The organism is Micromonospora sp. NPDC005710 (assembly GCF_040630995.1).
Taxonomy (GTDB): domain Bacteria; phylum Actinomycetota; class Actinomycetes; order Mycobacteriales; family Micromonosporaceae; genus Micromonospora.
In genome coordinates, this window is the sequence record NZ_JBEXYP010000011.1 from 143560 (window position 1) to 167856 (window position 24297).

At 70.1% G+C, this 24297-nt stretch carries 19 protein-coding genes; 10 read left to right on the forward strand and 9 right to left on the reverse strand.

Annotation, left to right across the window (positions count from 1 at the left end):
* Positions 1-51: 51 nt before the first annotated feature.
* Positions 52-2424 carry a hypothetical protein gene (locus ABZ406_RS17235; RefSeq protein WP_357762105.1) on the reverse strand — a complete coding sequence of 791 codons (2373 nt, stop codon included), beginning with the start codon at positions 2422-2424 and terminating at the stop codon, positions 52-54.
* Positions 2421-3212: a deoxyribonuclease IV gene (locus ABZ406_RS17240; RefSeq protein WP_357762108.1), complete on the reverse strand. Its 792-nt coding sequence runs from the start codon at positions 3210-3212 to the stop codon at positions 2421-2423. Before ABZ406_RS17240 ends, ABZ406_RS17235 begins: the two co-directional genes overlap by 4 nt.
* 548 nt (positions 3213-3760) lie before the next feature.
* On the opposite strand from ABZ406_RS17240, the gene rpsF reads away from it, so the two are divergent.
* The 4 genes from rpsF (at position 3761) to rplI (ending at position 5410) form a co-directional block, all read left to right on the forward strand.
* Positions 3761-4051 carry a 30S ribosomal protein S6 gene (gene rpsF / locus ABZ406_RS17245; RefSeq protein WP_357762111.1) on the forward strand — a complete coding sequence of 97 codons (291 nt, stop codon included), beginning with the start codon at positions 3761-3763 and terminating at the stop codon, positions 4049-4051.
* A gap of 80 nt (positions 4052-4131) precedes the next feature.
* Positions 4132-4668 carry a single-stranded DNA-binding protein gene (locus tag ABZ406_RS17250; protein ID WP_181518404.1) on the forward strand — a complete coding sequence of 179 codons (537 nt, stop codon included), beginning with the start codon at positions 4132-4134 and terminating at the stop codon, positions 4666-4668.
* On the forward strand, positions 4668-4949 hold the full coding sequence (gene rpsR, locus ABZ406_RS17255) for a 30S ribosomal protein S18 (protein ID WP_051723758.1): 282 nt from the start codon (positions 4668-4670) through the stop codon (positions 4947-4949). Before ABZ406_RS17250 ends, rpsR begins: the two co-directional genes overlap by 1 nt.
* A 14-nt stretch (positions 4950-4963) precedes the next feature.
* A complete protein-coding gene (rplI, locus tag ABZ406_RS17260; protein WP_112583905.1) occupies positions 4964-5410 on the forward strand; it encodes a 50S ribosomal protein L9 in 447 nt (148 codons plus the stop codon).
* Positions 5411-5522: 112 nt separating this feature from the next.
* Here rplI and ABZ406_RS17265 read toward each other — a convergent pair whose 3' ends face one another.
* On the reverse strand, positions 5523-7079 hold the full coding sequence (locus tag ABZ406_RS17265) for a hypothetical protein (RefSeq protein ID WP_357762115.1): 1557 nt from the start codon (positions 7077-7079) through the stop codon (positions 5523-5525).
* 414 nt (positions 7080-7493) lie between these two features.
* Between ABZ406_RS17265 and dnaB the strand changes: the two genes are divergently transcribed.
* Positions 7494-10298, forward strand: a complete 2805-nt coding sequence (dnaB, locus tag ABZ406_RS17270) for a replicative DNA helicase (RefSeq protein WP_357762309.1) — start codon at positions 7494-7496, stop codon at positions 10296-10298.
* 23 nt (positions 10299-10321) lie between these two features.
* Here dnaB and ABZ406_RS17275 read toward each other — a convergent pair whose 3' ends face one another.
* The 5 genes from ABZ406_RS17275 to ABZ406_RS17295 all read right to left on the reverse strand — a co-directional run bounded on the left by ABZ406_RS17275 (position 10322) and on the right by ABZ406_RS17295 (position 16088).
* On the reverse strand, positions 10322-10996 hold the full coding sequence (locus ABZ406_RS17275; RefSeq protein WP_357762118.1) for a maleylpyruvate isomerase N-terminal domain-containing protein: 675 nt from the start codon (positions 10994-10996) through the stop codon (positions 10322-10324).
* Between the two features lie 104 nt (positions 10997-11100).
* Positions 11101-11475, reverse strand: a complete 375-nt coding sequence (locus tag ABZ406_RS17280; protein ID WP_357762121.1) for a zf-TFIIB domain-containing protein — start codon at positions 11473-11475, stop codon at positions 11101-11103.
* Between the two features lie 22 nt (positions 11476-11497).
* Entirely contained in the window at positions 11498-12127 is a 630-nt protein-coding gene (locus ABZ406_RS17285) for a phosphoribosyltransferase (RefSeq protein WP_357762124.1), read from the reverse strand.
* 41 nt (positions 12128-12168) lie between these two features.
* Entirely contained in the window at positions 12169-13512 is a 1344-nt protein-coding gene (locus ABZ406_RS17290; RefSeq protein WP_357762126.1) for a glycosyltransferase family 87 protein, read from the reverse strand.
* A 47-nt stretch (positions 13513-13559) separates the two neighbouring features.
* Complete coding sequence (locus ABZ406_RS17295; protein ID WP_357762129.1) at positions 13560-16088, reverse strand: bifunctional diguanylate cyclase/phosphodiesterase; 2529 nt, start codon at positions 16086-16088, stop codon at positions 13560-13562.
* Between the two features lie 634 nt (positions 16089-16722).
* Between ABZ406_RS17295 and ABZ406_RS17300 the strand changes: the two genes are divergently transcribed.
* The 5 genes from ABZ406_RS17300 to ABZ406_RS17320 all read left to right on the forward strand — a co-directional run bounded on the left by ABZ406_RS17300 (position 16723) and on the right by ABZ406_RS17320 (position 22755).
* A complete protein-coding gene (locus ABZ406_RS17300; protein WP_357762312.1) occupies positions 16723-19788 on the forward strand; it encodes a BTAD domain-containing putative transcriptional regulator in 3066 nt (1021 codons plus the stop codon).
* A gap of 273 nt (positions 19789-20061) precedes the next feature.
* Positions 20062-20553: a cyclic pyranopterin monophosphate synthase MoaC gene (gene moaC / locus ABZ406_RS17305; protein ID WP_357762132.1), complete on the forward strand. Its 492-nt coding sequence runs from the start codon at positions 20062-20064 to the stop codon at positions 20551-20553.
* On the forward strand, positions 20550-21020 hold the full coding sequence (locus tag ABZ406_RS17310) for a MogA/MoaB family molybdenum cofactor biosynthesis protein (protein ID WP_357762135.1): 471 nt from the start codon (positions 20550-20552) through the stop codon (positions 21018-21020). Before moaC ends, ABZ406_RS17310 begins: the two co-directional genes overlap by 4 nt.
* Positions 21021-21073: 53 nt before the next feature.
* Positions 21074-22330 carry a molybdopterin molybdotransferase MoeA gene (locus ABZ406_RS17315; protein ID WP_357762138.1) on the forward strand — a complete coding sequence of 419 codons (1257 nt, stop codon included), beginning with the start codon at positions 21074-21076 and terminating at the stop codon, positions 22328-22330.
* On the forward strand, positions 22327-22755 hold the full coding sequence (locus ABZ406_RS17320; RefSeq protein ID WP_357762141.1) for a molybdenum cofactor biosynthesis protein MoaE: 429 nt from the start codon (positions 22327-22329) through the stop codon (positions 22753-22755). Before ABZ406_RS17315 ends, ABZ406_RS17320 begins: the two co-directional genes overlap by 4 nt.
* A 4-nt stretch (positions 22756-22759) precedes the next feature.
* On the opposite strand, the gene ABZ406_RS17325 is transcribed toward ABZ406_RS17320, so the two are convergent.
* On the reverse strand, positions 22760-24226 hold the full coding sequence (locus ABZ406_RS17325; protein ID WP_357762144.1) for a glycosyltransferase 87 family protein: 1467 nt from the start codon (positions 24224-24226) through the stop codon (positions 22760-22762).
* Between the last annotated feature and the right edge of the window lie 71 nt (positions 24227-24297).

The following is a 24297-nucleotide window of genomic DNA, read 5'->3' on the forward strand; positions in this document are numbered from 1 at the left end:
GCTCCCCCGAAAACCCGCCCTAGAGAGCAGCCGCGACGAGCCGCCAGAGCTTCACAGGCGATAGACGACAGCGTCGCCGACGTCCTGCCGGCTGATCCCGAGCGACTCGACCGGAGCGTCGATGCTGATCTCCCACGGGGTGCCGTCCACCTGGCCGCGCAGCAGCACCACAGTTCGGACGCCGAGCGTGCGCAGGTAGTCGACGCTCGTCTGGTCCGGGAACGCCTGGCTCACCCGACGGACGTCGTCGAGCTGACGCGGCGTGAAGCCGCTCCCGCCGTTGACCACGTCGGGGAACCCGTCGGTCGACCAGAGCATCACGTGCTGGTCCAGGCTCTGATTGCTGGGCAGCACCAGCAGCGGCCCCTGCACCGACCGCATCGCCGCCGGTTCGGTCGGCACCACCGGATGCGGGGTGGTGTTCAGGCCCTCGACGGCGACCAGCAGCAGCGGCAGCAGGGTGGCCATCCGCAGCCACGGCCCGGGCCACGACGGGATCCGTTGCGCTGTCAACTCACGGACCCGGTCGGTGAGCGCGGTGACCGTACCGGCCGCGAGCAGGCCGAGCAGCAACGTGGTCCAGAGCATCAACCGCCCGGGGGTACGCAGCCCACTCCAGCCCGGCAGATGCTCGAAGAGCGGCACATAGGTGAACGTGCCGTCGAAGAAACGGGTGCCCATCGCGAAGGCCATCGTCACCAGCACCCCGGCGAGCAGCAGCAGTCGGTGCCGCAACCGCCAGACCGAGAAGAACAACCCGCCCGCGGCCAGCGCGTAGAGCACGAAGCCCGGCAGCAGGGTCATCTCCGGGTGCCACGGCAGTGCCGCCCGCGCCCCCTCGTGCAACCCACCCCAGATTCGCGACTCCGCGGGTGCCGTCACGAAGCCCGTCGCCGGCGGCGAGAAGAGGCTGATGTCGCCGATGGTGCGTTCGGCGTACGGGTGCAGCTCGGTGACCTTGAAGAACGGCACCGCCATCAGCAGACCGACACCGGCGAACAAAAGCCCACCGAGCACGTCGGCGGCGAACAGACGCCTACCGAACGGCACAGCCTGCCCGGTGCGCAGCCGCCGCGCGAAGAAGAGCACGGCAGCGATCAACACTGCGCAAGCCAGGAAGTACGCGAAGGGCAGCCCGATGCCGAAGCCGAGGCTGAGCTGCCAGGCCGCCACCAGCCAGCCCGCGTAGACCCAACCGTCATGCCGGCGCTCCGGCCGGTAGCCGTGTCGGAGGGACCACCCGTGCCCGCGTGCCAACATCGCCAGCGCCAGCGGGATCCCCCCGTTGGAGAGCACGTGCAGGTGCCCGGCCTGAGCCAGCAGCCACGGCGCGTAGGTGTAACTCACCCCGGCGACCGCTCCACCGATCCGGCCGGCCCCGAGCTGTCGGGCCAGCGCGTACGCCCCGAACGTGGCGAGCGCGTGCGCCAGCACGAACATGATGTTGTAGCGCAGCACGGCGTCCTCGAGACCGCTGCCGAGCATCCCGGCCGGGGCGTAACCGAGCAGTGTGTCGGAGAACGCGAAGCTCCACAGCTCGGGGAAGAACGTGTTCGACTGCCACAGGCGCGCCGGGTCGGCCAGCAGGATGTGCCCGGACCAGGCCATCTGCCAAGCCTGCAGGCTCGGGTCCCAGTAGTCCTGAGGCAGCGTGTAACGCGGATAGCGCAGCGTCGGCCAGGTCATCAGCACGGCCAACGCCAGCGAGCAGAGGGCGGCCAGCGTCCATTGGTGGATCAGGAACCGACCGACGACTCGGCCCACCCGAGTGACGATGGAGGGCCGCGGCTCCGGCGCGGAGGCGAACGCCTCCCACCGCTCCGGACCGACCGGCTTCGCCTCGCCGTCGACCTTGTCCGTGCCGTCGGCGTCACCGGCCTTCGCGTCCTTGGTGGTGCCGCCGTCCTTGGCCGGTCCGCTCTCCTTGGCCGCGCTATCCGCCGGCCCGCTGTCTTTGGCCGCGTCGCCTTCTTTGGCCGCGTCGCTTTCCTTGGCCGCGTCGGTGTCCTTGGCGGCGTCGCTGTTCTTGGTTGCTTCGCCGTCCTTGGTAGTGCTGTCGACGGCTGCGGTGCCGCCCTCGGTGGCCTTCTGCGTGGTTGCGGCCTTCTGCGCGACCCCAACGGCCTGTTCGGCTGTGGGTGTCGGCGTGGCTCTGGTGCCCTGCTTGTCGCCGCGCCGGGGCGCGTCCTTGCCGGGACCGCTCGTCGCGAGGTCGGCCTCAGGGTTGCCGTTCGCGGCAGCCCTGGTCGTCGAGCCGTCGCCAGTCGACTGTTGGTTCGGGGTGGTCACGGCGGAGGGCTTGTCAGCGGTGCGATCCGGCTGGGCGGGGGTCCCCGCCGGGGCCGTGCTGGCGGGCCGGCTCTCGGCGCCCGCGCCAATGGGGGTGGGCCGGACGTTGCCGGTCCCGGGCTGTCCGCTCGTCATGCCGCCCGGCTCTCCGCTCCGAGTTGCCCACGCAGAAAGTCGATGTCGGCGGCCTGGCCGGTCACCCCGCCCGGTGTCTCGACGACCACCGGCGCGTCGGCCGCCCGGATCACCGCCACCACCAGCTCCGGGTCGATCGTCCCGCCGCCCAGGTTGTCGTGCCGGTCCTGGCCGGAGTTGAACGCGCCCTTGGAGTTGTTGGCGTGCACCAGGTCGATCCGCCCGGTGATCGCCTTGACCCGGTCGACCAGGCCGAGCAGTTCCTCGCCGCCCGCGTACGCGTGGCAGGTGTCGAGGCAGAAGCCGACCTCGTAGTCACCGATGGCGTCCCAGAGACGGGCGAGCGCGTCCAGCCGTCGGGCGCACGCGTTGTCGCCGCCGGCGGTGTTCTCGATCAGGACCGGTACGCCGAAGCCGCCGGAGTCCGCCGCGTACGCGAAGGTCTTGCGCCAGTTGTCGAAGCCCACGGCCAGGTCGTCGCCGACGTTCACGTGCCCGCCGTGCACGATCAGGCCCTTGGCGCCGATGGCGGCGGCTGCGGTGGCGTGCCCGAGCAGCAGCTTGCGGCTCGGGATCCGGATGCGGTTGTTGAGGGTGGCGACGTTCAGGACGTACGGCGCGTGCACGTAGAGGTCGACCTCGGCAGCGCGCAGCCGCTCGGCATCTTCACGAGGCTTGGGCGCCTTCCAACCCTGTGGGTCGGAGAGGAAGAACTGCACGGTGTCGGCGGACCGGGCGGCCGCCTCCGCCAGCGGGTCGGTCGAATCGACGTGGGCTCCGATACGCATGCGAGCGAGCCTACGTCGCGGCCCCGACGGTCGGAGCGACGGCCGGGGCGGTGTCGCGTCACCGGGTGGACCGACGATCGTTGATGGGTGTGAACCGGCGACCAGCACCCGGTGCCCGCCAGCGGCGCGAGCGTCGCACCCGGCTACCGAGCGATGACGAACCTCGGAAAATTGTGCTTTTCCCCCCGACACGGTACGAGTGCTGTTGTATCGTCAGATAACAACACGATAAAGCTCCGCGGGGCGTCTTCGGTCCAACCTCATCGGTGTGGTCGTTCCTCCCCAGGTCCCACCCAAGGAATGCGGACCGGACGCCCCGCGGCCTCGTAGACGGGGGTTCACCACCGACCGATTGACGGTCGGACGGTGGGCCCCCGTCGGCACGTCAGGGTGCGGCCCCGACCGCCCCGGGCATGATCGTTGGGACCGGGTATCCTGGTCAGGTTGTCCGCGTCCGGCCGAGATTCCTCGGCACGTGCGGGCCGCGACACAAGACCTCCTGCCACGGAAGGACCGTGGCCGCTTAGCCCACAGGAGGTGAGCACGTCTTGCGTCACTACGAACTAATGGTCATCCTCGATTCCAGCCTCGAGGAGCGCACCGTCGCACCGTCGCTCGACACGTACCTGAACGTGATTCGGACCGCGGGTGGCTCGGTTGAGAAGACCGACGTGTGGGGCCGTCGGCGCCTCGCGTACGAGATCAACAAAAAGACTGAGGGCATCTACGCCGTCATCGACCTGCAGGCGACGCCTGCTGCGGTGGCCGAGCTGGACCGTCAGTTGCGCCTCAACGAGTCCGTGCTGCGCACCAAGGTCATCCGACCGGAAATGCGCTAGAGCATCCAACCCCGGTTCGTCCGGATCAGCCTCCGCGACTCTGTCGTACGGCTCTGCGAGCCTGTACGACGAGACGCTGAGTGCGCGAGGAGATGGTCATGGCAGGAGACACCACCATCACGGTCATCGGCAATCTGACCGATGACCCCGAGTTGCGGTTCACCCCCTCCGGGGCTGCGGTCGCCAAGTTCCGAGTCGCTTCGACGCCCCGTTTCATGGACAAGGCGTCGAACGAATGGAAGGACGGCGAGCCGCTGTTCCTCGCATGCACCGTGTGGCGGCAGGCCGCCGAGCACGTCGCCGAGTCGCTGCAGCGTGGCGCTCGGGTGATCGTGTCGGGCCGGCTGCGTCAGCGGTCGTACGAGACCCGCGAGGGTGAGAAGCGCACCGTCATCGAGCTTGAGGTCGACGAGATCGGCCCGTCGCTGCGCTACGCCACGGCGAAGGTGCAGAAGATGTCCCGCTCCGGCGGCGGTGGCGGCGGCTTCGGTGGCGGCGGTGGCGGTGGCAACCAGGGCGGCGGCGGAGGCAACTTCGACGATCCCTGGGCTTCGGCTGCTCCTTCTCCCGCGCGTGCTGGTTCGGGCGCCAATTTTGACGAGGAGCCACCGTTCTAATGGCGCCTAGCGCTCGCGATCGCAAACCAGGAGCACGTGCAACGGCCAAGGCTGCGGCACTGCGCAAGCCGAAGAAGAAGGTGAACCCGCTCGACAAGGACGGGATCGCCTACATCGATTACAAGGACACCGCTCTGCTGCGCAAGTTCATCTCCGATCGCGGCAAGATCCGCGCTCGTCGGGTGACCGGCGTGACCTCGCAGCAGCAGCGCCAGATCGCTCGTGCGGTCAAGAACGCCCGTGAGATGGCGCTCCTGCCGTACACGGCCACCACCCGCTGAGAGGAGGCACCGATATGAAGATCATCCTGACTCAGGAAGTGTCCGGCCTCGGTGCCCCGGGCGACATCGTCGAGGTCAAGAACGGCTACGGCCGTAACTACCTGCTGCCGCAGGGCTTCGCGATCGCCTGGACCAAGGGCGCGGAAAAGCAGGTCACGGTCATCAAGCGGGCCCGGGGGGCCCGTGAGATCCGCGACCTCGACCACGCCAACGAGGTCAAGGCTCAGCTCGAGGGTCTCAAGGTCAACCTGAAGGTCCGCGCCGGCGACGGTGGACGGCTCTTCGGCTCGGTCACTCCGGCCGAGATCGTCGACGCCGTCAAGGCGGCCAGCGGCCCGGTCCTCGACCGGCGTCGGCTGGAGGTGCCCGGTCACATCAAGTCGACCGGCACCTACCCGGTGAAGATCAAGCTGCACCCCGAGGTGACCGCAGCGTTCAACCTGAACGTCGTTCAGGGCTGACGTCCGCAACACCACCACGAGGGCCCGCACCGAGCGATCGGTGCGGGCCCTCGTGCGTACCTCGTCCAACCCGGCACTGGGTGTGAGCTGGGCGACCGCCCGCCAACCCGGGTCACCCGATGGGCTGGCCGGTCACCGCGCTGATCAACACCGTGGAGAGGCCGCCACCCACCACCGCTGCGGCAACCGCGATGGTCGCCGAGCGCCACGTCGTCCCGACCCGGCGCAGCAGCGCCGCCACCACCAGACTGCTCACCAGGGCCAACCCGAAGCGCGGCGAACCGGCCAGGAGTGACTCCAGGGCGCGGGACCGGGCCGAGTCGCACCCGCCACCACTGATGTCGGTCACACAGCCGGCAGGGGCCTGGCTCTCCAACGTCAACAGCCACACGAAGATCAGCATCGCCGGCACCAGGTAACAGGCGGCCGTGTACAGCAGTGGCCGGACCGATCCACCCGGATCCGGGTCCAGCAGGTCGTCCTCCAGACGACGCGCCCAGGCACCAGTGGCCGCCGACTCCACCCGCCGACGTACCGACGCCGTTCCCACGGCCGGCCGGTCCGCCCGAGGCCCCGGCGCACCCGCTCGCGGCGCAGGGGCACGAGGTGCCGGCGCGCTACGCGGTCGTGGGGCGGTGTATCCCACCACCGGGGAACGGGGTGCCGACGTCTGAGGATCCATCCACCGCGGGTCGTCGTCGGCCAGTCGGGTGCCGGACCAGAAGCCGTCTTCCCGGCTCGGCCAACCCTCAGCCGCCACCGAGCGGTCGGAGCGCGGCGCCAGCGTACGATCCCACTGGTCGTCCTCGATCGCGGACCGCTCCCACTGGCCGGTGCGGTCCGACCGCTCCCAGCCACCGACGCTCTCCACGGCGGACCACTGCCCGCTCAGGTCCCCACCGTCCGCGCCGCTCGCCGGCGGCCACGCCTGCACGCCCGAGGCGTCCCACGGGTCCACCGCCGGTGGGTAGGGCGTTTCGGGCTCCGCCGCCCGGTCCGGTTCGCGAACCCACGGGTCGGCCGCCGGACGGGACCAGGATTCCTCGGCCGCGCGGCGACTCCGCCGGCTGCGACGACTCGGCTCCTGGTCCGGGGCCTGCTCGGTGGGTGCTGCCTCCAGGTCCCCACCCGACCAGATCACCTGGGGACGGCCGACGGGCGCGCGGCGGGGACGCCGGTCCGCGACAGCGCCCGAGACCGGCTCGTCCTCCCCGGCGTTGGCACGTCGGCGACCCGCATACCCCTGATCCTGTGGGCGGTCGAGCGTCCACTCGCGGGTGTGGTCCGAGTCCGGCGCCGGGCCGATCGCTGCCTGCGCTCGCTGACGCGTCTCGCCGCTGCGGCGTCGGCCACCCGACGGCTCGGCGGACCGTCGGCCAGCGCCGGACGTCGGCGGCTCGAACTCGGGCTCGTTGTCGTCGTCAGGTGCCGCGTGCCGACCGCCGCCGTCCGCGTGCCGAACCCCCGACTCCAGTGCCCACCGGGGCAGGTAGGCGTCGACAGGCTCGTCCTGGCCGCGGTCCAACGCACGCCGTCGGCTGGAGGTGCGGTAGCGCCCGTCCTCGTCGTATGGATCAACCGGAACAGGCGCCGCGCGCTCACCCCACGAGGCAGTTGGCGGGCGCTCGCGCGGGCTGCCATCGCCGCGTCCCCAGTCCCGGTAATTCACGGCCGGAGTGTGACCCTTCTGAACCGAAAGCGGAATCCGCTGTCCAGGTGTAGCCGTTCGCTGGAGATAGTACGGGACGATCGTGTCACAGGCCCGACCGAAATATTCTCCTCCACAGGCTGGGGAATAAGTCTTCGCAGGTCAACGGCTTATAGCCGAGAATTCCCCAATGGTTGTCCACAGGCTGTGCACACGCTGCGCACATGCTGTCCCCCGGGATCCACAGGTTGTCCCGAGGCTCGTCCACCGGTGTTGTTGAGTCTCTGACCTCGGGGTCCGTATGGTTGGCCCTCGACCGCCGGCGATGGCCCCCGATCGACCGGCCCCGGTCGGACGGAAGTGTCACACCCCAGCGGTAGAGCTGGGACTGGATCCGGCGCAGTGGAGGGGGGACCCGTGTCGATCACCGACGACATGCGGGCAGAGCCACGCTCCGGCGGAGGCCAGCCAGCCGCGCCGCGGGATGGCCAGTTCGACAAGACCCCGCCCCAGGACGTCGCCGCCGAGCAGTGCGTCCTCGGCGGCATGCTGCTCTCCAAGGACGCCATCGCCGACGTCGTCGAGATTCTCAAGACCAACGACTTCTATCGGCCGGTGCACGCCACCATCTTCGACATCATCCTGGACATCTACGGTCGCGGTGAGCCGGCCGACTCGATCACGGTCGCGGCGGCGCTTGCCGACTCCGGCGATCTGGTACGCGTCGGAGGCGCTCCCTACCTGCACACCCTGATCGCCAGCGTGCCGACCGCCGCCAACGCGGCGTACTACGCCCGGATCGTCAGCGAGCGGGCCGTGCTGCGCCGGCTGGTCGAGGCCGGCACCAAGATCGTGCAGCTGGGCTACGGCACCGCCAGTGGCGGCAGCCGCGACGTGGACGACGTCGTCGACCTGGCGCAGCAGGCCGTCTACGACGTCACCGAACGCCGGGTCAGCGAGGACTTCGCGATCCTGGCCGACATGCTGCAGCCCACGCTCGACGAGATCGAGGCGGTGGGCGCGCAGGGCGGCATGATGTCCGGCGTACCGACCGGCTTCAGCGACCTGGACCGCCTGCTCAACGGCCTGCACGCCGGACAGTTGATCATCGTGGCGGGCAGGCCCGGTTTGGGAAAGGCCCTCGCGCTCGACACCCCACTGCCGACCCCGGGCGGCTGGACCACGATGGGCGAGGTCCAGGCGGGCGATCAACTTCTGGCGGCGGACGGCAGACCCACCACTGTCATCCACGCCTTCGACGTCATGCAGGACCGCCCCTGCTACGAGGTGGAATTCTCCGACGGCACGGTCATCGTGGCCGACGCGGAGCACCTGTGGAAGACCACCAGCCGCGCGAGCCGGCGGCAGGCCCCGGTGCGGCAGGGGCGGCACTGGCCCGAGTCGTCGCTCGCCAAGGTGCGTGCTGCACATCAGCGGCTGAGCTCCCTGCGGAACCAGCCGATCACGCTCTTCGACACGCTCGGGCAGGTTGGGCCGGAGTTCCGACACGTCCTGCACACCGTCGCCCGTGAGGTTGGGTCGGTTGGCCGGATCAGTCGTCCCATCGTGCGCAACGGCAAGCCGCAGAACTGGACTGCGCCCGGCTATCCGACCGGTCCACTTCTGAGCGCCCTTCTCGAACGAGCCGAGCGAAAAATCAATGCCGGCAGCCGGGCCGACCACGACGGGGTCGTCACCACTGCAGAGATCGCAGCCACGCTGCATACGGACACCGCCCAGCGGCGGCTCAACCACGCCGTACGGAATTGCGTTCCCATCCAGCTCCCGGACCGTGAGCTGCTGGTTCCGCCCTACACCTTGGGGGCGTGGCTTGGTGATGGGCACAGCGACGCCAGCCGCTTCACCACGGCAGATCTGGAGATGCTCACGCACGTCGAGGCGGACGGCTTCGTCGTGCGGCCGAGTGGGCCGATGGTCTACACCATTTTGCTGCGGCCCACGTCCGCTGCTCTGGGCAACGGTGTCTGCCCAGACTGTGGCGTTTCCACCAGGGCGTTGCGGGAGAATCCAGCGACCAGGAAGTGTGCAGACTGCCGTCATCGGAACGGTTCCTTCCTCGGGCTGTTGCGTCAGGTCGGGGTGGCGGGGAACAAGCACATCCCGACCGCCTATCTGCGCGCCTCGGAGGCTCAGCGCAGGGCGTTGCTCGCCGGGCTGATGGACACCGATGGGACCGTCGCCCCCGCCGGCAACCTGCAGTACACGTCGACCTCAAAGCGGCTGGCTGATGACGTACGCGAACTCATCGTCAGTCTCGGCTACCGCTGCACGGTCAACGCGAAGCCGGTACGCGGCCGCACCAACGAGTCGTCGATCGCGTACACGCTGAACTTCTCCACCCCGGATGTCATCTTCCGGCTCAGGCGCAAGCAGGATGCGCACGCCGAACGCCGCCGCACCACCTCCGACGTTCGAACGACCTCGCGTTTCATCGTCGACGTCCGGCCGGTCCCCAGCGTGCCCGTGCGGTGCGTGACCGTCGACAACGACGAACACCTGTACCTGGCCAGCCGGGCGATGATCCCTACCCACAACAGCACGGCCAGCATGGACTTTGCCCGAAATGCTGCTATTCGCGCGAACCAGGCGGCAGCCATCTTCTCGCTGGAAATGAGCAAGGTCGAGATCGTGATGCGGCTGCTCTCCGCCGAGGCGCGGGTGCCGCTGCACGTGCTGCGCAGTGGGCAGCTCTCCGACGACGACTGGACCAAGCTGGCCCGGTGCATGGGTGAGATCAGCGAGGCGCCGCTCTTCGTCGACGACACGCCGAGCATGAACCTGATGGAGATCCGGGCCAAGGCTCGCCGGCTCAAGCAGCGGCACGACCTCAAGATGATCGTGGTCGACTATCTCCAGCTGATGACCTCACCCAAGCGCACCGAGAGCCGTCAGCAGGAGGTCGCCGACCTGTCCCGTGGCCTCAAGCTCCTGGCCAAGGAGGTCGAGTGCCCGGTGATCGCGGTCAGTCAGCTGAACCGTGGCCCCGAGCAGCGCACCGACAAGCGACCCCAATTGTCTGACTTGCGTGAATCAGGATCAATTGAGCAAGATGCCGACGTTGTCATCCTTCTGCATCGCGACGACTACTACGACAAGGAGTCGCCGCGGGCCGGGGAGGCGGATTTCATCATTGCCAAGCACCGGAACGGGCCCACCGACACGGTGACCGTCGCGGCCCAGCTGCACCTGTCCCGTTTCGTGGACATGGCCATCGGCTGACCGGCACGGCCATCCGTCGTCGATCAGCCGAGCAGGGGGAACCAGCCCGCCGACTCGCCCAACTCCAACCGATCCCGGTCGGTCAGCGGCACACGCCCGGTGGCCTTCAGCAGGAAGTCGTAGTCGTCCCACGCGGTGGGTCGAACGGTGTCGTCGCTGAGCAGGCCGTCCATGGTCGCCACCGCGACGCGTACCGCCAGGGGACCCGGCGGCGGCGCGTCGGGCAGCTCCAGCGTCAGGTCCAGGTGGTGGACGGCGGCCTCGGTGGTCAGGGTGGCGAGGAAGTCCGGTACGCGTAGCACGTGCCCCTGGGTGGTGACGTACCCCTCGGGGTCGGCTGACGCGGCGGCGCGGACCGCCGCCGGGGCGGTGCCCCGCCACAGGTCGACGATCCCGGTGGGGCTGTCGAAGGCGGCTGCCGATCGGCGGACCCACCAGGCGTGCCGCGTGGCTCCGTCGCCGCCGGGGAAGTCACGCCAGTAGCTCACGTCGTCGACGTCGGCGGGGCCGTCGGCGGGGCTCGCCAGTGTGACAAGTGCCCGCTGGGCGTCGCCGAGCACGTGCAGGAGCAGGTCAGCGACGAGCCAGCCCCGGCAGCGGGTGGCTCGTTGCAGGCCGGCGTCGTCCAGGTGACCGACCACCGCGGTGATCCCGTCGTACGCCTGGGCCAGCGCCTCGTCCGGTCGGATCGTGGTCATGCGACTCAGCCTCGCATGAAGCCTCGCGCCCGCCAACGATCAACGGCCGGGGTGGTGTGCCCGGGCCGACACGTGGATCGACCCGGGCGGAGGTGCGGCTCGGATCAGCCGAACATGTCGTCAAGGAAGCCCTTGCGCTTCTTCTGCCGGTAGTGGCCGTGGTAGCCGTGGTGCTGCTGCTGCTGGTGGCCGTAGGCCGGCTGCGGCGGGTAGCCGTGGGCGGGCGGGGGCGGCGGCGGGACGGCACCGTAACCCGGCTGGGGTGGCGGGGGCGGGTAGCCGGCCGGCTGCTGCGCGGGTTGCCCGGGCGCGCCTCCGGTCTGTTGGCGGCTCCAGTTGGCCTCCGCCTCGAACAGCTTCTCCAGCTCACCGCGGTCCAGGAAGATGCCTCGGCACTCCCCGCACTGGTCGATGACGACGCCACTGCGCTCGTACTGGCGCATTTCTCCGCGACACTTGGGACAGGTGAGGCTACTCATCGCCCGACGGTACCCGGTGAACCTATGCAGTTGCTGTGAGCGCTTGGGTGACTTCTTCGTCGGACACCTCGTGGAAGTCGTCGTAGTAGACGCTCACCGCGCCGAAGTCCTCGGGGCGCTGGGCGCAGACGACCTGGTCGGCTTCGGCAGCGAGCAGTTCGTACGCCTCCTGCGCGCCGACCGGGACCGCAACCACGACCCGGTGCGCCCCGAGGTGGCGGACGACCTCGACGGCGACGCGGGCGGTCGCGCCGGTGGCGAGGCCGTCGTCGACGATCACTGTGGTCCGCCCGGTGAGGTCGAGCTGTGGACGGTCGCCCCGGTAGAGCCGTTCCCGGCGTTCCAACTCGGCCTGCTCCCGGTGGCGGACCTCGGCGATGTCGGCGCTGCCGAGTCGGCTGGCCAGCGCGTCGTTGAGCACCTGTACGCCGCCGGGCCCGAGGGCACCGAAGGCGACCTCCCTGGCCCAGGGCATGCCGAGCTTGCGGACGACAAGCACGTCAAGTGGTGCGCCGAGCCGGTCGGCGACGACCCGGGCGACCGGCACGCCGCCGCGGACGAGGCCGAGGACGACGACGTCCGGGTCGCCGATGAGTGCGGTGAGCCGTTCGGAGAGCACCCGGCCCGCGTCGGCCCGGTCGCGGTACGTCATGTCTTCAGGTCTACGCTCTGACGCGCCGTCCCGCCCGGGAGTTACGCCGAAGTGGTCCGACCGGAACGCGCGTCGGGAAGCGGCGCGGCAGGTGTGTCGACCGGGCGGTGCAGGGCGGGGGCCCAGGTCAGCAGTGCCAGCGGGTACAGCAGGTAGCCGAATCGGGTAGCGGGCATCAGGGCGATGGCGGCGAGCAATCCGTACCCGCAGATGAGCGCGGTGGCGACGGCGGTGCGGGGCGGACGGCGGACGAGCCGGACGGCGATTGCCACCCCGGCGGCGACCAGCAACGCGGCGGCGATCAGCCGGCCGGCGGGTAACGCGCTGGCGATCAGGTAGCCGGGGAACGGGGACTGCGCGGGGCTGGTGACCAGCCCGTGGCCGAGGGGGAAGCGAAGCACGTTCTCGGTGAGGGCGTCGTGGTCCACCAGCAACGCCGGCAGTAGTGCCGCGACGGGCAGGCCGACGGCGCCGGCGGCGACCCGGGTGCCGGCTCGCCGGGTCAGGCCCCAGACGATCAGGACCAGGGCGACCGGCCAGGCGAACAGCTTCAGCGCGCCGGCGAGCCCGACCGCGAGACCGGCCCGGCCGGGTCGGTCGGTGGCGGCGAACGCGAGGGCCAGCAGACAGAGCGCGAGTACGGGTAGGTCGTCGCCGCCGGTGGCGAGGGTGAGGGCGCAGATCGGCAGTACGGTGGCGGCCTGCACGCCGCGCAGCAGGGCGGCGTCCCGTCGGTGGGTGTCGGCGGGGGTGGCCTGGCCGGCGGGTGTTCCGCGCAGGGCGGCCACGGCCAGGGCGAGCGCCAGGGCGGTGCCCACCGCGAACCAGACCCGGGAGTCGGTCCACCAGGTGTCGAGCAGTGCGCGGGGGAGGCCGAACATCGCCATGCCGGGCTGGTACGGGGTGTAGCCCATCAGTTGGTCGCCGGGGGGCAGGGCGGCGATGGCGTCGTGTCCGAGGTAGGGCGTGCCGTGTTCCAGGAGGCGGCTGCCCGCCCGCTCCACGACCAGCACCTCCTCCTGGGCGCGGTCGGTGCGCCCGCCGGCCCGGTCGATGCTCTGCCAGGCCAGAGGCAGCAGTGCGGTGGCCGCCCAGACGAGCCCGGTGACTGTCCAGCGGGCCGGCAGGCCGGTCAGCCGGGAGGTCGGCGAGCGTCGGCGGAGGAGAAGTTGAGCGATCACTGCCAGCGCTGCGACCAGATAGCCGACGGCGGCGACCGCACCCCAGGCGCGGTGCGGCAGCAGGGTCGGCGTGACCGCGATGATCGCGGCGAAGGTGGCCGAGGCGGCGTAGAGGACCAGGTCGACTGCGAGTCCGCCGGCGGCGTTGTCGAGCGTCCGCCAGTGCCAGCGACGGCGGCCGGCGGTCGGGTCGTCGACTGTCACGCGCGACAGTCTGGCAGACCGGGCCGGCCGAGGAGTGGGCCGCCTGCTCAGGCGGGCAGGTGCGGCAGGCGGTCGGGCCTGGAACGGTTGGCCTGGCGGCGATTCTGGTTCAATCGGATCACCGCCCCCGCGTCGTGCAGCGGTGCGGCCAGGGTGCCCGGTCGGCCGCCCGAACCGCGCTGCAATGCCGCGAGCAGGGTGCCGGACGGCACCGGCCGGGCGAACAGGTGCCCCTGCCCGGCGACGCAACCCAACTCCCACAGAGCCCGCCGTTGCGGCTCGCTCTCCACCCCCTCGGCCACCACGTCCAGGTCGAGGCTGCGACCCAGGTCGAGGGTGGAACGGATGACGGCCGCGGCCTCGGCCGAACTCTCCATCGTCGTCACGAAGCTCCGGTCGATCTTCAACTCGTGCACCGGGATCCGCGAGAGCAGCGACAGGGAGGAGTAGCCGGTGCCGAAGTCGTCCAACGCCAACCGGACCCCCTCGTCGCGGAGCCGGCTGAGCACCCGGTCGACCACGTCGAGTTGACTGAGGGTCAGCGTCTCGGTCAGCTCCAGGACCAGTCGGTCCGGTGGCAGGTCGTGGGCGCGGAGGCGGGCCAGCACCGAGCCGGGGAACCGGGCGTCGAGCAGGCTGCGTGGGGACACGTTGACAGCGACCGGTACGTCGAAGCCGGCGTCGCGCCAACTGACCGCCGCGATCAGCGCCTGGTCGAGAATCGCCTCCGCGAATGCTGGTAGCAGGCCCGAACGTTCCACCGCCTCCAGGAACCGCAGTGGGTCGATCATGCCGTGGGTGGGGTGGTGCCAGCGGGCCAGCGCCTCCGCGCTCGTCACCTCGCCGGTGCCCAGGTCGACGATCGGTTGGAAGTTGACGACGAACTCGTGGTCGGCGACCGCGCGCGGCAGGTCACCGCCGAGGGTGAGGCGGCCGAGGTCGGCGGTGTCCCGGGTCGGGGCGTACGTGGCGATCCGCTGCCCGGCCCGCTTCGCCTGGTACATGGCGACGTCGGCGCGGCGCAGCAACTCGGCCATGCCGCCGTTGGACGGGGCGCCGGAGATCCCGCCGCTTGCCTCGACGCTGATCCGCATGCCGTCCAGCTCGAACGGCTCGTGCAGGGCGGCGAGCAGCGTCTCGGCCCGGTGCGCGGCCACCGCCGGGGCCGGCAGACCCCGCAGGAGTACGGCGAACTCGTCACCGCCGAGGCGAGCCACCAGGTCGGTCGCCTGGGCGGCGTCCCGCAACCGGTCGGCCACCTGCACCAGCACCTGGTCGCCGGCGGCGTGCCCGAGCGTGTCGTTGACCTCCTTGAAGTGGTTGAGGTCGATCAGCACCAGCGCCGTCACTCCGTCGGCGTGCCGGGTGCTCAACTGCTCGGTGCCCTCGTCGAGGAGGTGTCGGCGGTTCGCCAGGCCGGTCAGCGCGTCGTGCGAGGCCGCGTACGCGTGCTCGTCGGCGACCCGGGCCAGTTCGGCGTACGCCTGCGCGTTGCGGACGGCGGTGCACAGCGCGGAGGCGAAGGTACGAAGGGTGTACTGCTCCCGCTCGGAGAGCTGCACCGGGCCGCGGAAGCGCAGTCGGAGCACGCCGATGTCGACGGTCCGGTCATGGCCTTCCAGCGGCGCGGGGACGATCGTTGCGTCCACGTCCGTGGGCGTGCCGGTAGGCCCGTCGAAGGTGATGCCGCCGGTGCCGCCGCGCACGGTGCGACCGCCGTCGCGCAGCTCGATCTCGACCTCGTCGGCGGAGAACAACTCGGCGGCCTGGGTGACGGCAGTGGTGAGGACGTTGTCCAGGTCGACCACGTTCAGCGCGTCGGTGGTGCGGGCCAGCCGTTGCCACGCCTGCTGTTCGGTGCGGCCGCGGATGCGCGCGGAGTAGGCCAGGTGCAGGCTCAGGACCAGGGGTGGGACGGCGAGCAGGAGCCGCTGATCCGCCTTAAGGATGATCAAAGTCAGAGCGGCCACTATGAACCGGACGGCGAATCCGGCAAGCCTCAGGTCGAGGTGGTTACGGAACTGTCGGACGATCCGGGTGCCCGATGCGAGAGCGATTACCGGGATGGCCAACAGATCGTCGAGTACTGCGGCGGCCAGGTAGACGAGCCCCAGCAAGACGAGGTGGTGCCATAGTCCGTCTGGCGGCCAGCGCTCACCAAGTAGCACGACCACCAGGGTGGCGCCGCCAGCTACTAGCGTGTGCTTGGCGATACCGAACGCCGTCTTGATCGCGGTCAGCCGGTTGACGAGCGATACGCAGGCGATGCCGACGCCCGTCGACAGGATCACCCACGATGGCGGCGCCAGGGCGAGCCCTAGGACGATGGCCGTCTCCACCCAGGCGAACGAGAACGTCGTCGACCTGATCCGGAGGCGCGCCTTGACGACTGCTCCCAGGGCGATCATCAGGACTAGCGCTGAGATCGTCGAGACATCTCCCGCGCTGTCTGGCACGTTGTGACTCGTTGCGATCGCTGCCGCCACGGCAACGACGATTGCCAGCGTCACCAGCAGTCCGACAAGGCTCAGCAGGCGCGGGTCGAACCCCGTGTGACGACGCGTCGTCCGGCTCACTCAACCTCACCCGTAACCCACCGTCGGTGTCCGCTAACGGGCAGCGTACCGCTGTGGCGGAGTGGTGATAAGGACTCAGTCCCATTCGGTGCTACGCATCTGACACCCCTTCAGCGTCGAGGATTGCGTCGGGCTGGAGGTGGACTAGTCCCACTCGGTGCTGTTACGCATCGCTCGACCTCCCTCGCCGCTACGGAGCGCCATCCTTGGCGTCATTCCTTTGTAGGGCCGAGAGTAGGGAGCCGATGGGCGGGAAGGAACAATTAATGTCGGTATGCGCAACATTAGCCAAGCTGAAGCGGATATGTCACTTTCTGTCCGCACTCCTGAGCAGAGCGCTCAACCGCTTCAGCGAGCGGTCGGGACGAATCGGCCATTCGTGGCCGACCCATCCGAGGCGCATTAAGTGTTCTGCAACCTGCTAGTGGGCTCATCCGCAGTTCGGGCCGCCATCGGAGGCGAATCGGGTCGTTCGTTTCGCAGCACCTGGGCAGATCATTCCAGCTCCAGCTAAGGCTGGCGACGCGGGCGGGTAGCTCGGGTCCGTAAGCTTCGTTGCGTGATCGACTGGATACGGGACTGTCGTTGAGGGCGGGGGGCCGGGGTGGAGATACGAGTTCTTGGCGGCCTCTCTGTGCAACTGCCCGTCCGCACTTTGCGCTTGGGCACGCCAAAACAACAGATGGTCCTTGCGATGCTCGCCGTTCAGCCCGGCCGACTGGTGTCGGTGGACGACCTCGTCGATGAGTTATGGATCGATAACCCACCGCGATCGGCAGTAGCTAATGTGCGGACCTATGCCGCCAATCTGCGTCGAACTTTCGAGGCGCACCCGGCCGGTCGTGACGCCATCACCCGTCAACGCAACGGCTATCGACTCCTAGTCGAACCGGAACAGGTCGACGTCTTCTGCTTCGAGTGGGAACGCAACGCGGGTCGGGAAGCGCTGACGGGTGGCCACCTGGACCGTGCCCGCGAGTTGCTGGGGCGCGCTCTGGCGCGGTGGCGGGGACCGATGCTCGCCGGTGTCCCGCTCGGGCCCGTCCTTACCTCTCGAACTATCGCAGCCGAAGAGGAGCGGCTGTTGACCGTGGAGCTTCTCGCCGACGTCCAGCTGAGATCGGGCCGGGACGACCTGGCAATCTCGCTGTTGCGTGAAGTAGTGGCCCGCCATTCTCTCCGCGAGCCGGCCTACGTCCTCCTCATGCGTGCCTTGCACGAACGCGGGGACAACGCAGAGGCGCTGGCGGTGTACGAGGAGATCCGAAGAGCCCTGACCACGGAGTTGGGCGTCGGCCCCGGAAACAACGTCGAGGAGTTGCGCCGCTCCATCGTGACGGCGATGGGGCGCCCAGGTTCAGGGCGGGCCGCCGTACGGGTTGCGGGGGTTGACCGGGCGAGGTCGGTGGTGGTCGGGGCCGGAGTGTCGGTCGGTGCGGCATCAGAGGAGGGTCGGATCGCCCCGGCGGATCACCTTCCCCGAGCGGTCACCGACTTCGTGGGCAGGGAGGACGTGGTGTTGCGGCTGCTGGCGGAGACCCGTCGGGTCGAGGAGCGGGTGCCGGCCGTACACATCATCGACGGCATGGCGGGCAGCGGGAAGACGGCCCTCGCCGTGCACCTTGCCCGTCGGCTGTCCGATCGATACCCGGACGCCGCGTTGTTCATCGACCTGTGCGGGCACGGTGACAAGAACCGGATCAAACCGGCGGGTGCCTTGTTCATCCTGCTTCGACAGCTTGGGGTGCCGGCCGACCGGATTCCAGTGGAGTTCGACGACAGGGTGGAGTTGTGGCGACAAGAGTTGGCCCGCCGCAGGGCAGTGGTGATTCTCGACAACGCCGCGAGTAGCGAGCAGATCATGCCTCTGCTGCCGGCGGAGCCGACCACCGTCGTGGTGGTGACCTCGCGACGACGGCTCTCCCATCCGGATGCCGGACCATCGCGGACGCTGCCCGTGATGAGCCCCGAGGAGAGCGTGGATCTGCTCCGCGTGAGCGTCGGCCGGGACAGGGTCGGGGCTGAACCAGAGGCGGCCGTCGAGGTGGTGCGTCGGTGCGGGTACCTCCCTCTGGCGATTCGGCTGGCTGGTGCCAGGCTGGCGCATCGGCGTGGCTGGCGCTTGGCGGACCTCGCCGAGCAGATGGCTGGCAAAGCTCCGGTGCTGCAACATCTGGCTCAGGAGGAGAGCACAGTCACTGGGGCCTTCGCCGCTTCCTACGAGCCGCTTGCACCTTCGACCAAGCGTGTCTTCCGATTCCTGGGCCTGTATCCCGGTAGCCGCTTCAGTACGTCGGTAGTCGCTGCGCTGACCGGCCTCACGATTGCGGAAACTCGCGATGCGCTCGACGACCTCGTCGACCGGAACCTGGTCGAGGACCTGGATTCGACGCGATACCAACTGCATGACCTCATGCGGCAGTACTCCATCGACCTGTGCTCGGTCACCGACTCCTTGCACGACCGCCGACTTGGGCTGACTCGACTGTTCGACTTCACGCTGGAGGTCGTCCTCAGGGTCGCCGATCAGCTGGAGCCAGGCGTCATCAGATCACAGGTGAAGCACATTCCGTCCGGACAGCTCGAACTCATCGAGGCACTCGGAGAGCCGACCGCCGACTGGTTGGAGGCCGAGCGGACGGACCTGGTGACGATCGTGTTGTCGGCGCACGAGTCGGGGTTCTACCAGTACTGCTGGCAATTGGCCCGCGCTCTCTGGCGTTTCTGCTACATCCGCGGTTATTTCGAAGACATCATCCTGACCCACCGGCATGGGCTGGAGGCGGCGGAGGCCGCCGGGGACGTCGACGCGCTCGCGCTGATGAACAACTACCTGGCATCCGCCTACGTCCGGACCGGGAACAAGCAGGGGGCAATCGATCACCTGACCCGCTCGGTCGACCTCTCTCGCGACTCGCAGGACGTGTTGAACCCGGCTCGGTATCGCGCGAACCTCGCCGCCGTGTACTGGTGGAGCGGTCACCTGTCCGAGTCGGTGAAGCTCGGCCTCGAGTGTCTGCGAGATTACAAGGCATACGGGAGCATCGGCGGTTCGATCCTGCTGCCTAATCTCGGCTTGGCGCTCTCGGCCCTGGGTCGTCACGAGGAGGCGTTGCGGATGCACCGCCTGCACCTGGCGTGGGCCCGGACAAACTCCGACGAGTTCCACACACTCAACGCCCTCAGTCACATTGGCGCCGTGCGCCTCCGGATGGGTGATCTTCCGCAGGCGATCCGCATACTTCTGGCCTCGTTGGCCTTACGCAATCGCACCGGTCACCGGTACGCCGAGGCTGAGGTACGCAACGACCTCGGGATCGCCTACCGCGGTCTGGGCCGTCTGGTGGAGGCCCAGCACGAGCATGAGGTGGCCCGGCAGTTGTCGATCGGTTCGGGGGAACGACATGTCGAGGCGGCCGCGCTCAACGAACTCGGGCGCACCCTGCGGGCCCAGGGGCGGGGTGACGAGGCGTTCGAGGTGCACCAGGAGGCGTTGCGGTTGGCGACGCGGATCGCACACCCGCACGAGCAGGGTCGAGCCCTGTCCGGGCTCGCCGAACACTTCGTCCGCACCGACCCGGCCGAGGCCCGGCGGCACTGGGAGCGGGCGCTGGCGATCTTCCGCCGGATGGGCGTGCCGGAGCGCTTCGAGGCCGAACGTCGCCTTGCCGAGATGGGCACCGCACCCCTCGGTGCCTGACCTGCTGACCAGCCCGAACGTCGCTTATCGATTTCTTATCGGCAGGCCCGGTACCTTCTCCGCCGTATCCGACGAACGGGGGAGGTTCTGCCAGTGGGCAGAACCGGGTCGTCGACACACACCCGCTGCCGGGTCCCCCCCAGCGATCTCGGCAGCGGGCCGGTAAGGGAGGAGCGGGCGTCGGACCGTCGCGCCGTCGGCACCCCGGTGCGGTCGTCAGCCGGACGCCGCTCCTCCCGACCGCCGTCGTACCGCACAGTTAGGCTCACGACCGTGACCGAACCCGCGCAGCTCAGCCACGTCGATCGCGCCGGCGCGGCCCGCATGGTCGACGTCTCCGCCAAGGCGGTGACGGGGCGCCTGGCCGTCGCGGCCGGCCGTCTACGGACCACACCAGAGGTCATCGACCTGTTGCATCGCGACGGGCTGCCCAAGGGTGACGCGTTGGCCGTCGGGCGGCTGGCCGGGATCATGGGGGCCAAGCGCACTCCGGAACTGATCCCGCTCTGCCACCCGATCGCCCTGCACGGTGTCGCCGTCGACCTGACACTCACCGCCGACACCGTGGAGATCACTGCCACCGCCCGCACGGCGGACCGGACGGGGGTGGAGATGGAGGCGTTGACGGCTGTCGCAGTCGCCGGCCTCGCCCTGGTCGACATGGTCAAGGCTGTCGACCCGGCGGCCTCGGTGGACGCGGTTCGGGTGCTGCGCAAGGAAGGCGGCAAGACCGGCGAGTGGGTTCGTCCGGAGGGCCGGCAGTGATCCGGGCCCGGGTGATCGTCGCTTCCAATCGGGCCGCCGCCGGTGTCTACGCCGACACCAGTGGGCCCCTGCTCGTCGCCGGTCTGCGCGAGCTGGGCTGTCAGGTCGACGATCCGGTCGTGGTGCCCGACGGTGACCCGGTCGGCGACGCTCTGCGGGCCGCCCTCGCCGACGCCGTCGACGTGGTGCTGACCAGCGGTGGCACCGGGGTGACCCCGTCGGATCGGACCCCGGACGTGACCCGGGGCGTGCTCGACTACGAGATCCCCGGCATCGCCGAGGCGATCCGCGCGCACAGTCGTGGCCGGGTGCCGACGTCGGTGCTGTCCCGGGGCCTGGCCGGGGTCGCCGGTCGGATGCTCGTGGTCAATCTGCCCGGCTCGACCGGCGGCGCCCGGGACGGCCTGGCCGTCCTCGGGCCGATCCTCGGGCACACCGTCGACCAACTCCGCGGCGGGGACCACTGACCGGTGCACGCCAGGCCCGGGCGGCTGTCGGCCCGGGCCGATAGGCTCGGCCGGTGAGCACGGAAACCGCACGCACAGCGGATCGGGTCGCCGCACCCCCGCCGGCCGGGTGGGAGGAAGCGCGGTCGCGGGTCTACGCGGTCGGTCTGGCCGCCGCGCTGCCCGCCAGCGCCCGACCACTCGCCGACGCGGACGGCTCGACCCTGGCCGAGCCGTTGACCACCCGCACCGACCTGCCGGCGTTTCCCACCTCCAGCGTGGACGGCTGGGCGGTGCGCGGCCGTGGGCCCTGGCGTGTCGTCGGCCGGGTCCTGGCCGGCAGCACCCCCGCGCCGCTCACCGAGGACGACACCACAGTCGAGATCGCTACCGGTGCGATGGTGCCCGAGGGCGCCACCGCCGTGTTGCGCGTCGAAGAGTCGACAACCGCCGACGGCCTGGTCAGCGGCGTTCCCCGGGAGGCGCCCGAGTGGCGGAAACCCGGCGAGGAGGCGTACGCCGATGAGCAGTTGTTGCCGGCCGGCACGCCTGTCGACCCGGCGGTCATCGGCCTGGCTGCCGCCTGCGGGCACGACTCGCTGCGGGTCCGGCGGGCGCCGCGTGCCGCGTTGCTGGTCTTCGGTGACGAGCTGCTGACTGCTGGTCCGCCCGCCGCCGGTCGCGTCCGCGACGCGCTGGGGCCGGCGGTGCCGGCGTGGCTGCGACGGTACGGCTGCCAGGTCCGCTCGTCCGACGTGGTCGGCCCGGTGGCCGACACGTTGCCCGCGCACGTGGCGGCTCTGCGGTCGGCGCTGACCAACGCCGACCTGATCTGCACCACCGGCGGCACGATGAACGGCCCGGTCGACCACCTGCACCCGGCCCTGGAGGCGCTCGGCGCCGACTACGTGGTCAACACCGTGGCCGTCCGCCCCGGCTTCCCGATGCTGCTGGCCCGGCTGACCGGCCCCGACGGGCGGGCCCGGTTCGTGGCCGGGCTGCCGGGCAACCCGCAGTCCGCAATCGTCGCGCTGGTGTCGTTGGTCGCCCCGCTGCTCGCCGGCCTCCAGGGCCGGTCGATGCCGCTGCTGCCGCAGGTCACGTTGGCCGAGGCGGTGCCCGGTCGCGGCGACCACACCCACCTGGCGCTGGTCCGACTGGACCGGGCCGCCGGCACCGTGTCACCGGTCCACCACGTCGGTTCGGCGATGCTGCGCGGCCTGGCCGGCGCGGACGGGTTCGCGGTCATCCGACCCGGCACCAGCGGCGAGCCGGGCGACCGGGTGCCGATGGTGCCACTGCCGTTGTTCCCCGGGGAGCGTGCGTCGTGACCGCACCAACGATCACCTTCGGCGAGGTCACTGACCAGCCACTCGACCTCGCCACGCACGAGGCGGCGGTCGCCGACCGCCGGGCCGGCGCCGTGGTGTCCTTCCAGGGCGTGGTCCGCGACCACGACCACGGCCGTCAGGTCACCAGCCTGGAGTACGAGGGGCACCCGAGCGCCGCGCAGGTGCTGCGCGAGGTGGCCGCCGAGATCGCCGCCGACCCCGATGTCTACGCGGTGGCGGTCTCGCACCGGGTCGGCCCCCTGGCGATCGGGGACGTGGCGCTTGTCGCCGCGGTGAGCACCGCGCACCGGGCGGCGGCCTTCGCGGCCTGCGCCCGGCTCGTCGATGAGGTCAAGGCGCGGCTGCCGATCTGGAAACGGCAGGTCTTCACCGATGGCACCGAGGAATGGGTCAACTGCCCCTGACCGCTCAGCGGTGGCCGTTGACCACCACTGCCCTGGCCAGCCGGTCGCCGTAGAACGCCGGCTCCGCGCCTGGACGCCAGGGCAGTGCCGCGACCAGCAGGATCAGCGCGAGCGCCAGCGAGTTTTCCATCAGGGCGCCGAACAGGCCGTCCTGGTAGTGCGACATCTCCGGCAGTTGGTGTTCGTACGGCCAGATCGGCGAGATCAGGAAGAGCAGGTAGAGCCCGATCGCGGCGGCGCCGTGGCGCAGCCCGGTCAGCGTCGGGTACCAGATCGGCGGACGCAGACCGTTGACCCCGGGTAGACCGCCGAAGACCTGCCCCTGGCCGGTGCGCTGCGGCATCCCCCGACTCGCCTCGCGGCGACGGACGGCGGCGTCGGCCAGCACGATGATCGCCGGGATCACCCAGACCAGGTGGTGCGTCCACGAGATCGGGCTGATCACGTTCGCGGTGAGACCGACGAGCGTGAAGGCGGTCAGCTCGTCACCGTCGGCGCGGGAACTGGCCGCCCGGGACAGACCGAGCGCCAGGACCAGCACCGAGAAGGCGAGCCACAGCAGCCCCGGGGTCTCGATGGAGTCGTACAGCCGGGCGAGCAGACCGGCGAGGGACTGGTTCGGCGTCATGTCCGCCGCGCCGACCCGTTCGGTCTGCCACAGCACGCTGCCGAAGTAGGTCCGCGACTCGTCACCGACGATCGCGAAGCTCGCCACTGTCACGCCGATCGTGGTGCCGATGGCGGTGGCCGCGACCCGCCACTGACGGGTGATCAGCAGGTAGGCGATGAACAGCGCCGGGGTGAGCTTGACCGCGGTGGCGAGGCCGATACCGGCCCCGGCCCAGGCCCCGCCGTAGATGAAGCGCAGCAGTGGGCCGTCGGTGGCGGCGTAGTGGGTGCCCCGGCGGGACCGCCAACGGAGACCGATCAGGTCCGCCATGATGAGAGCGAACAGCAGGATGTTGACCTGGCCGTAGCCGAGCGTCTCCCGGCCCGGCTCGATGGCTACCGCGAGCGGCACCGCCACGGCCACCGTGAACCACAGTGGCCACCCCAGCCGGTCCACGATGGGTCGGAGCAGCCCGGCCAGCACCAGCGCCAACGCGGCGATGCTGGCGGCGGCGTTGACCATGCCGGCGACGCCGATCGGCAGCTGCGCCATCGGCAGCATGACCAACCCGGCGAAGGGTGGGTAGGTGAACCCCAGTGTGGTTCCGGGCGCGATGAACTCGTAGAGCTCGTGACCGCTCGCCCACCACACCACGGCACCGTGGTAGATCTTCATGTCGAAGAAGTTGTACGGCCGCCCAAAGGCACCGATGGCGAGCCATGCGGCGTAGGCGACGGCGGCCACTATGGCGCCCCGTACGACGTTCCTGCGATCGATCCCGCGCGTCACCCGGTCGATCCCGCGTGTCACACGTTGGATTGGGGCGAGGCGGTCCGCCCGTCTACCGACAGCCGTCGGCATGGCGTGGCCACCCCCGTACCAAGGTCGTCCTACCCGTCCAGGTCCTGCACGGAGCCTAGAGCGGCGCCTCA

What these genes read in the sequence shown, in the direction of transcription:
- ABZ406_RS17235 (WP_357762105.1), bottom strand. Translation starts at nt 2,424, where the DNA reads ATGACGAGCGGACAGCCCGGGACCGGCAACGTCCGGCCCACCCCCATT.
- ABZ406_RS17240 (WP_357762108.1), bottom strand. Translation starts at nt 3,212, where the DNA reads ATGCGTATCGGAGCCCACGTCGATTCGACCGACCCGCTGGCGGAGGCG.
- rpsR (WP_051723758.1), top strand. Translation starts at nt 4,668, where the DNA reads ATGGCGCCTAGCGCTCGCGATCGCAAACCAGGAGCACGTGCAACGGCC.
- rplI (WP_112583905.1), top strand. Translation starts at nt 4,964, where the DNA reads ATGAAGATCATCCTGACTCAGGAAGTGTCCGGCCTCGGTGCCCCGGGC.
- dnaB (WP_357762309.1), top strand. Translation starts at nt 7,494, where the DNA reads ATGCGGGCAGAGCCACGCTCCGGCGGAGGCCAGCCAGCCGCGCCGCGG.
- ABZ406_RS17275 (WP_357762118.1), bottom strand. Translation starts at nt 10,996, where the DNA reads ATGACCACGATCCGACCGGACGAGGCGCTGGCCCAGGCGTACGACGGG.
- ABZ406_RS17280 (WP_357762121.1), bottom strand. Translation starts at nt 11,475, where the DNA reads ATGAGTAGCCTCACCTGTCCCAAGTGTCGCGGAGAAATGCGCCAGTAC.
- ABZ406_RS17285 (WP_357762124.1), bottom strand. Translation starts at nt 12,127, where the DNA reads ATGACGTACCGCGACCGGGCCGACGCGGGCCGGGTGCTCTCCGAACGG.
- ABZ406_RS17325 (WP_357762144.1), bottom strand. Translation starts at nt 24,226, where the DNA reads ATGCCGACGGCTGTCGGTAGACGGGCGGACCGCCTCGCCCCAATCCAA.